This window comes from Neptunitalea chrysea (assembly GCF_027924145.1).
In the GTDB taxonomy this organism is placed as follows: Bacteria; Bacteroidota; Bacteroidia; order Flavobacteriales; family Flavobacteriaceae; genus Neptunitalea; species Neptunitalea chrysea.
On sequence record NZ_BRVP01000012.1, the window covers coordinates 88,931 to 100,450 of the forward strand.

At 30.2% G+C, this 11,520-nt stretch carries 11 protein-coding genes; 4 read left to right on the forward strand and 7 right to left on the reverse strand.

The window, feature by feature from the left end:
* Window positions 1-897 precede the first annotated feature (897 nt).
* From NBRC110019_RS10040 to NBRC110019_RS10055, 4 genes are all read left to right on the forward strand, one after another.
* On the forward strand, window positions 898-1,329 hold the full coding sequence (locus NBRC110019_RS10040) for an RpiB/LacA/LacB family sugar-phosphate isomerase (protein WP_281754515.1): 432 nt from the start codon (window positions 898-900) through the stop codon (window positions 1,327-1,329).
* A 458-nt stretch (window positions 1,330-1,787) separates the two neighbouring features.
* A complete protein-coding gene (locus NBRC110019_RS10045; protein WP_281754517.1) occupies window positions 1,788-2,714 on the forward strand; it encodes a cation diffusion facilitator family transporter in 927 nt (308 codons plus the stop codon).
* 9 nt (window positions 2,715-2,723) lie between these two features.
* A complete protein-coding gene (locus tag NBRC110019_RS10050; protein ID WP_281754518.1) occupies window positions 2,724-3,167 on the forward strand; it encodes a GNAT family N-acetyltransferase in 444 nt (147 codons plus the stop codon).
* A gap of 63 nt (window positions 3,168-3,230) precedes the next feature.
* Window positions 3,231-5,606 (forward strand): TonB-dependent receptor, encoded by a 2,376-nt coding sequence (locus NBRC110019_RS10055; RefSeq protein WP_281754519.1) that lies wholly within the window; start codon window positions 3,231-3,233, stop codon window positions 5,604-5,606.
* 347 nt (window positions 5,607-5,953) lie between these two features.
* Here NBRC110019_RS10055 and NBRC110019_RS10060 read toward each other — a convergent pair whose 3' ends face one another.
* The 7 genes from NBRC110019_RS10060 to NBRC110019_RS10090 all read right to left on the reverse strand — a co-directional run bounded on the left by NBRC110019_RS10060 (window position 5,954) and on the right by NBRC110019_RS10090 (window position 11,447).
* Window positions 5,954-6,733 (reverse strand): LuxR C-terminal-related transcriptional regulator, encoded by a 780-nt coding sequence (locus NBRC110019_RS10060; RefSeq protein WP_281754520.1) that lies wholly within the window; start codon window positions 6,731-6,733, stop codon window positions 5,954-5,956.
* Window positions 6,733-7,242: a GNAT family N-acetyltransferase gene (locus tag NBRC110019_RS10065; RefSeq protein WP_281754522.1), complete on the reverse strand. Its 510-nt coding sequence runs from the start codon at window positions 7,240-7,242 to the stop codon at window positions 6,733-6,735. Before NBRC110019_RS10065 ends, NBRC110019_RS10060 begins: the two co-directional genes overlap by 1 nt.
* A 9-nt stretch (window positions 7,243-7,251) precedes the next feature.
* Complete coding sequence (locus tag NBRC110019_RS10070) at window positions 7,252-8,874, reverse strand: S41 family peptidase (protein WP_281754524.1); 1,623 nt, start codon at window positions 8,872-8,874, stop codon at window positions 7,252-7,254.
* 61 nt (window positions 8,875-8,935) lie between these two features.
* A complete protein-coding gene (rnpA, locus tag NBRC110019_RS10075; protein ID WP_281754526.1) occupies window positions 8,936-9,316 on the reverse strand; it encodes a ribonuclease P protein component in 381 nt (126 codons plus the stop codon).
* Window positions 9,317-9,471: 155 nt separating this feature from the next.
* The gene (locus tag NBRC110019_RS10080) at window positions 9,472-10,083 is read right to left on the reverse strand and encodes a hypothetical protein (RefSeq protein WP_281754528.1); all 612 of its coding nucleotides are present in this window, start codon (window positions 10,081-10,083) and stop codon (window positions 9,472-9,474) included.
* Window positions 10,073-10,579, reverse strand: a complete 507-nt coding sequence (locus NBRC110019_RS10085; RefSeq protein WP_281754530.1) for an RNA polymerase sigma factor — start codon at window positions 10,577-10,579, stop codon at window positions 10,073-10,075. The genes NBRC110019_RS10080 and NBRC110019_RS10085 overlap by 11 nt, the downstream gene beginning before the upstream one ends.
* A gap of 4 nt (window positions 10,580-10,583) precedes the next feature.
* Entirely contained in the window at window positions 10,584-11,447 is an 864-nt protein-coding gene (locus NBRC110019_RS10090) for a TraB/GumN family protein (RefSeq protein WP_281754531.1), read from the reverse strand.
* Window positions 11,448-11,520 lie beyond the last annotated feature (73 nt).

Sequence of the window (11,520 nt, forward strand, 5' to 3'; positions counted from 1 at the left end):
ATTATTCTTTGTTTCACTCTTTCTATCGGGGATGATTTACTTCATTATCACCATCGATAAGTCTTTTGCAAAGAAAGAAAAAGTTATGATTGAAAGAAAAAAAGACTCTGAATCTTCAGAAACTTTTTTTTACTACATAACAGATAAACCTATTGAAGCATAACTTTCGATATCTACTTTTAAGTATTTCTAATTTCTTTTAATTATATCCGAATTTTCATTTAACCAATTTATTCGATAATCAAGATTGAATACTCTAAGACTTATTTAAAAATAGTTTACTTTAATTGTTATCAACATATACTATTAATTATTCTTTTCTTCTTTTTTAAAATTTAAAATAAATGGTGGTTATTATAGCGTGTTAATAGCGGTATAAATTTTCTTAGATTTATTTTTTTTCTGATTTATTAAAAGAGATAATCATGTAATTAACATTAAATTTACATTGTAAAATGTTATTTTTCAGCTACTTTTTAGTAGATATTAACAATTGTTAATAGTTGTAAACAGGAGTGTTTTTTTAATATTTTTAGGTGCTGGTAGGTGTTCATAATGGTTGTTGATAATGGGGATAACTTTGAATAAATAATTATAATATTTACTTGGTAAATTCAGAATAGTTTACAATAGGGATATATTTAGTTAAGATCAAAATAAATTTTATAGTTTTTTGCCACCACTTTTCAACAATTAATGTAAATTTTTAATTAGCTGAAATTTAAGTAATTGTAAATTTTAAAGTTAATAACTGTTTATAACCATTTAACTAGCTGATTTATAATAGAATAATTAGTTAATAACTAGTATACCCCTTTATTTAGATGTAACTATACTCGTTATATGCAGAGGCTATTTTGTAGTTTTGTAACTACTAATCTTTATAACATTCAAATTATGAAAATTGCTATTAGTAATGATCATGCGGGTCCTGAATATAAATTTGCCATTGTTGATTATTTAAATTCTATTGGTGTAGAGGTAACTAATTATGGTACAGATACGCCTGACAGTGTTGATTATGCTGATTTTGGACATCCGGTAGCTACCGATGTTGAAAATGGAGTTGTTGATTTTGGTATTGTAATTTGTGGTAGTGGTAATGGTATCTCTATGACCGTTAATAAACATGCCGGTGTGAGAGCTGCTTTATGCTGGACAAAGGAAATAGCTGAGTTAGCGCGCCAACATAATAATGCTAATATTTTAAGTATTCCGGCACGTTATACTTCTATACAACAAGCAGTTGAAATGGTAAAAACTTTTTTAAACACTGAATTTGAGGGAGGTAGACATGCTAATAGAATAGCTAAAATACCTTGTGCATAAAATAAGTTTTAAAAGAGAAGAGCTTTTTTTAGAAACAAGCATATAAAACCTACTGCAATGCGTTTACTCGTGTTGCAGTATTTGTTTAATAGCAAATAGACGGTTTCTTTTTAAAATAGAAGAAGTATTATCCACTGTAGATAAGTTTATCTATTTTAAGAAGTTTTAAACATTTAAAGAGTGTGGTATTGTGTATAGTATGCACAAAAGTCATTTAGAGGACACCCTCATTTTCATTGTTCGAAATGTGATACTACTATATCTTTAAGTAGTGTTTTATTAACGGGAATTAGACTTCAAGAAAATTTTATTTTACAACAGGAAGAGCATCTTATTCATGTTTTTTTTGAAAAATGCAACACAATTGCATAACCTATATACGTACCTTTGTAACTAACAATTAGTTTAGATTCAATTTTTCGAGTATAATTCTTGCTACGCGAGTTAAGATTATAAGTATGTCGCACCATCATCACCATCATAGAGGAGGCCATCATCATCACGACCATGACCTACATGGAAAGAATTTATTGTTTTCTATTTTTTTGAATATTATTATTACGGCATCTCAGGCAGTAGGCGGATTGATATCGGGTAGTTTGTCTTTAATATCAGATGCACTTCATAATTTTAGCGATGTTATTTCATTAATCATTAGTTATGTAGCTAGAAAACTTTCTAAAAAGAAAGCTTCTACCAATAAAACATTTGGTTATAAAAGAGCAGAAATTATAGCTGCATTTGTAAATTCTGCTACCTTAATTTTAGTGGCAGTGTATCTTGTTAAGGAAGCTATAGAACGTTTTATTACGCCAATCCCAATTAAATCGGGTATTGTTATTTGGTTAGCGCTATTAGGTATTTTAGCAAATGGTTTGAGTGTACTATTACTTAAAAAATCTGCTAAAGACAATATGAATATGAGATCGGCGTATATACATTTACTAACCGATATGCTTGCAAGTGTTGCAGTATTGATTGGAGGTTTGCTAATGAAGTATTTTGAGATTTATTGGGTAGATAGTATTTTAACGTTCGCTATTGCCATATATCTTATTGTTGTTGGGTATGATTTGCTAAAAGGGTCTACTAAAATACTTATGTTATTTACTCCGGAAAATATTAATATTAAGGAGATTGTAAGAGCGGTTCATAAAATTAAATATGTACAAAAACTACATCATATTCATGTGTGGCATTTAAATGAGGATGAATTGCATTTAGAAGCACATTTAGATTGTTCAGAAGATTTAACTATTTCAGAATTTGATACGGTGTTACACGAAATAGAGCATGTATTAGAAGATAAGTTTGGTATTAATCATATCAATATTCAACCTGAATACAGGAAAGAGGATGTAAAAGATTTTATTGTTCAAGATTAATTGGCTTCGATGAATATTACTATAAAAGTTTTTAATGAATTAACCATAAATGAACTTTATGCGATTTTACAATTGCGCAGTGAGGTGTTTGTGGTAGAGCAAGATTGTGTGTATCAAGACATAGATGATAAGGATCAAAAAGCCTTTCATTTGATAGGAGAAGATGAGGGTAAAGTAGTAGCTTATACGCGTATTTTTAAGCCTGGTGATTATTTTGAATATTCTAGTATTGGACGTGTTGTTGTGAAGCAAACCAAACGAAGATTTGGCTATGGACACGATATTATAAAGGCTTCCATAGAATTTATTGTAGCAGAATTGGCTGCTACAACTATTAAAATATCTGCTCAGGAATATTTAAAAGATTTCTATGAGTCTCACGGTTTTCTGCAAGTGGGAGAAGGATATTTAGAAGATGGTATTCCGCATATAGGAATGTTATATTATAAATAATTACAGTCAAAACTGTAACATATAGTATTTTTTTGAATCTTTATTTTAAGAAAAATACTATATATGAAATCTTATTTTCTTCTTTTTGCGTTATTAACTTCTTTAGTAAGTTTTGGACAAAAATCAACGATTAAAGGGCTTGTAGTAGATAAAAATACAAACGAATCTATACTCTATGCAGAGGTAACAGTATCAGCAGTAACCAATGATACTATAACGTATGGAGCTATTACCAATGAAAAAGGATTCTTTCAAATTAAAAATGTGCCCTATGGTACTTATATTTTTAATGCTAGTTTTTTAGGTTTTAGTAAAGTGCAAAAAGAAATAGTAGTTACAAATAAGGTAACTAATTTGGAAACTATTTTTTTAGAACAAGGTGCCGAAAATTTAGATGAGGTTGTGGTTACCAAAACAAAAGCTGCTATTCAGTATAAAGTAGACAGACAAATTATTAATGCGGCTAGTTTTCCAGAAGCCACTGTAGCAGTAGATTTATTAAAAAATGTACCTTCTTTACAAGTAGATGTAACAGGAGAAGTTACCTATAGAGGAGATGGTACTTTTAAAGTATACATCAATGGACATCCGGTGCCAAATGGCACAGAGAAATTACAACAAATTCCGGCCGAACAAATAGATCATATTGAGGTGATAACGAATCCGTCTTCAGAATTTAGTGCAGAGGGTACGGCTGGTATTATACAAATTATACTTAAAAAAACACGTTTAGAGGGGTATGCAATTAATGTTACTGCAAGCACTTCTACCTTAGGATCTTATTATGGAAATGCTTCTATTGATAAGAAAACGGATAAAAGTGGGTGGTATATTAATGTAAATGGCGGTAGAAGGTTTTGGAATAAAATAGACCATGATATTAGACAATCTGCTACAGACAACGAGCTATTATATGCTACGCATTTAGTAAAGACCTCGAAAAGAGGAAATAAAAGAATAGAACTTGAGACTGGGTTTAATTATGATATTACCGATAAGGATTATATAGATGTAGCGTTTAATATTGAACCTATAAAAAACCAAAGTAGTAATTTGAGTAATGGTTGGGTATCTACTGAAGTGTATGAGAATACTAATTTAATTGAAGATGGTTATTATGACCTTATTAGCAGTTATAAAAATAAGTATGGATATTATGGGGGTTCGTTGTCATATAATCACTTTTTTAATGAAGATAAATCACATAAATTAATTTTTGACGGAAGTATTTCTAACTATATGAGTCCGTACGAAGAAGCGTTTGTTGATACTAAAGTTTATGAAACAGAAACACAGCAAATAGGCTCTCAAAATTATGAGAAGAATGAGCTTATGATTTCTGGTAAGTTTACTTATGAACATCCTTTTTCAGAAACTACGTTGTTTAAAATTGGTGCCGATGTAGATATAGATAATATACCCGAAATTGGAACCGAAAATGGAATGTATGTAGATGGAAATTTGATTCCTTTTTCCAACCAGCGTTCAAATCAAATTATAGACTATTCGAGAACTATTTATTCAGGTTTTACCAATTTTAGTAGTTCCTATAAAAAGTTTGAGTATAAATTAGGATTACGTACAGAGTATGAACATACAAAATCTAATTATACGTATATCAATAGTAATGGCAGTACGGTTTATGAACCGGCCTCTTATAATAGAACAAAACTTTTTCCGAGTGCTTACCTATTATATAATTGGAACGATGATTTACAGTTAACTGCCAGTTATAGCAGACGAATAGAGCGTCCAGGATATTTTTCATTAGTACCGGTATTTCAGTATTCTACTGTTACTTCTTATTACCAAGGCAATGCCGATATATTACCTACGTATATAAATGCATATGAAATAGCTTACAAACAAAACTGGACAGATACTGATTATTTAAGTATTCAGGCATTTCATAATGTAAAAAATGGTGTAAGTACTAGTTATAATTATACTTATGAAGATGGAACTATTATTTCTAAAGAACAGAATGTAGGTGATTCTTATAGTACCGGGATAGAATTTATGGGGAATATGAAGCCGGTAAAATGGTGGCAAACGAATCTTAGTTTATCATTATTTAACTATAAGTTAGATGTAGATTTTGAAGATACAAAATACACTCAGGAACAGTTTAATTACAACGTAAAGTTTAACAATACGTTTACTATTTCTGATGATTTTAGCATACAATCTAATAGTTATTTCTATGGGGATTCAAAAGGTGCACAGAATTATTCAAAAGGCGCTTGGTTTACCTCTATTGGGGTTAATAAGTCCTTTTTAAAAGATTCTTGGAAGGTGAATCTTTCAGGAGATAATATTTTTAATACGCGCGTATTGAGAAACACTACTACAGGTGATGGTTTTTCTAATTATTCTAAAATGGTTTTTTCTCCTAAGGTTACCTTAAAAGTAAGTTATACTTTTGATAATCAGAATTAATATTCATTAGGTAGAAATAAAAAAGAACGGTATAGTATATATAATAAAGTGGGCTTAACTTTTTTTTGCGTGAAAAGAAATACTTGCTATTTATAGATTTAAAAAATTTATGGATAAGTTAAAAAAAAACACTTAAGCATAAGCTTAAGTGTTTTAACCCTAATTTTTAGTTAGATAAAAGATTTTTTAACCCCAAAAAAAACCCAATCTTACTACAAATGTATATGTAAATAAACTTTTAAAAAATACTCAAATTGAGTATTTTAATAATTGAATATGCTTAAATATGCCTCTATAGATGAAAATTTATTAATATGCTAATTCTGTTTTTATTAGATAAAAAGATCTTACGAAATAAAATTATCTTTGTAATACTGTACAATTTCTCCGGTTGATTTAAAGTTCATTTTTTTAAGAATATTTCTTCTATGTTTATCTACCGTATGAGAGCTAATAAATAGAATATCACCTATTTCTTTACTGGTTTTACTTAAGGTTAGTAACCGTACAATATCTATTTCTCTATTAGTTAGTTTACTTACAATAGAGTTAGTAGAATAGTTTTTGTAATATAACGTTTCATAACCGTTTTTCTCGTTTAGTATTTTTATAATAGCTACTATTGGATATTCATTTTTAGAACCATTAACTGTATAAAATGAAGTGACAAACAACGGAATTTTGTCCTTATTAAAATACTCTGGCGAAATATGCTCAAGAATGTTTATATAAGTACCATCCTTTTTCTTAATTCTATAGTTATATGAACAAGAAATTTTATCACGTTTATCTGCAGGTATTTTTGTAGTAATATATTTCATTAATTCATCTATTGCTTTTAGCAATAAAGGGGCATCGTTTGGGTGAATTTTAGAGAGCAAATACAAAACCCCTCCATTTTCATGCATTTCAGAAACCGTATATCCAAGATTGTGCTCAATATTTTTGCTTAAGTATTCAAATTTATATTCCAATATATTTACTGAGGCAAAAAATGTTTCGATAGGGGGAATTATCTTATCTATTTGTTTCATCCGTTGAATAGTTTCTTTTACTACTTCATTGGTTTCAACTTCATAATCGATAAATATTTTTTTAAAAGCTTCAGATCTATCTTCAGTATTCATTAATTGGTTAGTTTTTTCTCCATTATATAGTCTTCCATTAGGTACCCGTTGCCTATGTTAATGTTCTCTACTTTGGTTTTAGTAAAGCCTATTTTTTCATAGGAAATAATAGCATTTGCATTGTATCTGTTAACATTTAATGCCAGTATGGTACAGTTATTTTCCTTTGCTATGGTAGCAACTTTGTTTATAGTTATCTTTCCTAATCCTTTACTTTGGTACTCAGATAAAATATAAATTTTATGAAGTTTGGTAACTTCCGGGTTTTGGTTGTACCCTATCTCAAAAGATACAAACCCTACAGCAGAATCTTCCTTTTTTATAATAAGAAATCTGCAATTATTTTTAAGCTGTTCTTGTAAAGCAGGTACGCTGTACATCATATCCATCATATAAGCTATTTGTTGTTCACTTAAGATAGATTTAAACGTATCTGGCCATACTTTTAAAGCTAATTCACGTATTAGAAAAACATCGTTTTCTAATACCTCTTCAAACATAATGTTCATGTAAAATTCTTATTGAAGAATTGATTTATATTTTGAAGAATCATTTAAAAGTTTTGTAGCAATAGTAACCGCTTCATCATGTGTAAGATTATAAGTGTACAAGCCTTCTTTATAGAAATAATGCTTTATAATCTCATTTTCAACGGCATTTTCAATTTCAGCTTTGTATGCATCTAAAGCATTTACTTTACTATCTTCAATGGTAGTTAGTAAATTTTGGTAAGAAATTTTAACATCGTTCCCCAGCGCGTCTAATTCATTTTTCGTCATTAACTTTTTAAGCTTCTTTTCGGTATCGGTTTCAAAACTAAAATCGGATTTAATAACGTATTTTTTAAAATTAGCATACTCTTTATCAGTATATTTTAAATCGGCTGCATTGGTTAATTGATGTGAATAGAAGTAGTTATTTACATAATCAAAAATCACATAATTGTTAATTAAACTATTTGTAAATACACTGTTTTTAGAAGAAGCTATTTCAACATCTGGCATAATACCACCACCATCGTATACAGTTCTTCCGTTTTTAGTTTGGAAGGCTTTAAAGTCTTTTTCCTGCGTTCTAACGGCTTTTCCGCTACCATCTCTATTCCAGTAGTCTAAAGCTTGTATACAACGTCCGCTAGGCGTGTAATAACGAGAGATAGTTACTTTTAATTGGGTTCCGTAAGAAAGTTTTAGTGGGCGTTGCACCAATCCTTTACCAAAACTTCTGTCACCTAGCACTATTGCTCTATCCAAGTCTTGTAAAGCACCCGAAACAATTTCACTGGCCGAAGCACTTCTTCCGTTAACTAAAATTACCAATGGTATTTCGGTATCTACAGGATTTCTTTTGGTTTTATAAGTTTGATTAAATTTTTTAACCTTCGATTGGGTAGTAACAATTACTTCTCCCTTAGGTACAAATAAGTTACAAATTTCTATAGCCTCTCTTAATAGTCCACCCGGATTATTTCGTAAATCTAGTACTAACTTATCTACTCCTTCTGCTTTTAGCGCAACCAAAGCATCTTTTACTTGTTTAGAAGCTTTATCATTAAAACGTTCTAAAACAATATATCCTGTATTTTCATTTATTTTTTTGTAAAATGGAACTGCATCTATTTCTATACCCTCACGTTTTATTGCAGTAGTATATTGTTTACCTTGTCTAAGGTAGGTAAGAGTTACAGTAGATCCTGGAGCACCTTTTAGTAAATCGTTATAACTGTCTTTAAAATCTTTAATGTAGATGTCGTCAATTTTAATAATTTCATCACCGGGTTTTAATCCTGCTAAGTCTGCCGGATATCCTTTGTAAGGTTCCAGAATAATCATTTTATCTTTAACAGTACGTATATTTGCACCAATACCACTGTATTCTCCACTTTGGTTAATTCGATAATTAACCACATCTTGTTCATTTAAAAAGTTGGTATAAGGGTCTAAATCTTCCAGCATACTTTTAATGGCAGTATCCATTAATTCTCCGGGATTGGTTTCATCTACATAATTCATATTCAGTTCTTTGAATAGTGTAGTGAAAATTTCAATCTGTTTAGAAATTTCAAAAAAGTCGTTTTTAAAGGAGGTTCCTATAAAAAATATAGTAATAGCCGCGCAGCAGATAATAATCTTCTTCTTCATTAAATTAAGGTTTTAGTAGTGGCGTTAGCTAATTTAAAAAAAGTTTCGGTTTATCTTTACTCTAACGAATATTAAGTTCGTTTTGTATAAATTTTTCCGATAAATCTGACATTTTTTTCTGGATAAATTCAAAATCCGGAAGCTCTTTACCGGTATAGATAAACATAAAAACATATGATTTCTGTAGTCGCAAAAACTGTTCCGTTTTTTGTAATCGGTATGCTTCTCGTAGTAATCTTTTAATACGGTTTCGGTCTACTGCCTTTTTAAAAAAACGTTTCGGAACCGAAAAACCAGCTTGTACTAAAACATCTTTTGTTGGAGTAGCTTCGATGTATACAAGCTTTATCGGATATTTAGATACAGCACTCCCTTCAGAAAATAATTTCTGAATAAGAATTTTACTTTTGAGCTTTTCATCTTTTGGGAAACTGAAATCCATATACTTTATTACGTTTGGCAAAAGTAATGAAATCCTTTTACCTTAAGTAATGCATTATTTTATTTACTCGATAATCGAGATTAAATGTTTTGAGTTTTGTCTCGAAATAGAAATGAAATTCTTAATAATGGCTCGCGGGCTAGCCTCATAGTAGTTTACTCCTTAAGATCGTCTATAACGGCCTTGATTTCTTTAGCATATTTACCGTAAAAGAAATGTACCCACCACTCTAGCAGTACTCCCGTTAAAAGGATAGTTACTGCAACAACAACAAATAGAATGGTAATGTGTAGTTCAGATAATTGTTCTATATCTAAAATAGTTAAGCCAAATACATTGTTATAGTAATACCCTAATAAAAATAGAATTAAAAAAGGGCTAAGAGCAAACCCAAAGGTTTTGTATAGTTCCATATTTAGCCTTACATCATAATAGGTTTCATATAAATTGTCACGGGTATTTAGGGTTACGGTGTTTAAGCGTTTAAGGAAAATATATAATTTAGTTAAATAATAAATACAAATTCCTGTGAATAAACTATATAGAAGATAATATATATGTGTTAAGGTATTTTCGTAACGGTAAACAGCAGGTACGAATCCCAATACTAAAATTGCAAATACCTGCAACCAAAGTTCTTTTTTCAGGTTGCTTTTAATTTTATCCAAAGGGGTATTTGCCGACTGAATTTTATCTAAATTTTTAGGAAGCTCCACGTTTTTGTCATTATCCTTCTCCCAAGCAGATTGTATATCTTTAAAATCCATAACCCTGTTCTTTAATGAGTTCTTTTAATTTATCTTTTACTCTTTTCAATTTAACCCTCGCATTACCTTCCGATATTCCTAGGCTTTCACCTGTCTCTTTATGAGAGAATCCTTCTAATTGATAAAAAATAATGGCTTTATCAATTTTGTTTAGTTGTTGTACTGCCTTATAAAAATGAGCTAGTTGAAGTTCTTTTTCGTCTGTATTTTCGTTTGGTTCTTTTACCTCTTCGTTGGTTAATTGGGAAGTAGCCACCTTACGTTTTTCTTTTTTTAAATACAGTATTGAAGTATTAATAGCAACCCTGTACATCCAGGTAGAAAATTTACTTTCGCCTCTAAAGCTTCCGTAAGATTTCCATAATTGTAAAACAATCTCCTGAAAAAGATCAGATTGATCTTCTTCTGTATCCATGTAAATCTTGGAAACCTTATATAAAATTCCCTTGTGTTCATTTATTTTGGCCAGAAATTCAGTTTCAGATATTTTGGCCATAGACTTATTTTGTAATTGGGTTTACAGTATAACCTGCTTTTCTAAGTAATTTTATAACACCTGTATCCCCTGCTAAATGCCCTGCTCCTACTGCTATAAATAAGCTTTGGTCCTTCATCATACTTGGTAATTTATCAACCCAGTTTTTATTTCTATCGGTAAATAAGTATTTCAAATTATTTTCAGTAACCATTTCTGGTTTTGTAACGTAAGCGTATAATTCAGATAGTTTTTCAGAAGCATATAACATACTCATTTCATCAAAATAGCTATCAGTATTATATCCTAGCTCATCAATAATTTCGTCAGTGGTAAAACCTTTAGAAAATGCTTCCATTTGTGCATCTACGGTTTCTAAACCTACGAGTTCTTTTTGTTGCGACATCGCTTTAGTTATAAGTTCAAGCTCTATCATTTTTGGGGTACATTTTATGCTTTTAGAAATGTAAGTACTCATAATTGCTAGCAAGGTAAAATTTTCAAAATCAGAAGCCTTCATTTGTATATTGGCTTGCAGCACACTATCTAATTTGTGGTATTGTTCTTTTGTTAAAGTTTCACTTAGGGGCTTTTCTGCAACTGTTAATTTCGCCATTTTTTGCATTTCAGCAGGGTCGTCAAAATCTATTTCCAATACCAATTTATCGGCAGATGAAAGGGTCGTAGTTACATAGTCTTTTAGTTTAAATTTATCAGCACATATCATATGTTGTGTACCAAAGAGGTATGACTTTTCAGTTAATCCGTTGCCGCTTATTTCCCATAAAAGCGAGTTTGCAAGGGGTGCAGTAGGTTGGTTTTGTGCCGTAAGTGTTACCGTGGTTAAAAAGCCAAAAAGTAAAATGTATAATCTTGTTTTTAGTTTCATAGAAAATAGGTTTAATGCACCATGCAATATTTAAAGGGTTGTATACTTATTATAAAGCAGTTTTTTGTTTTCA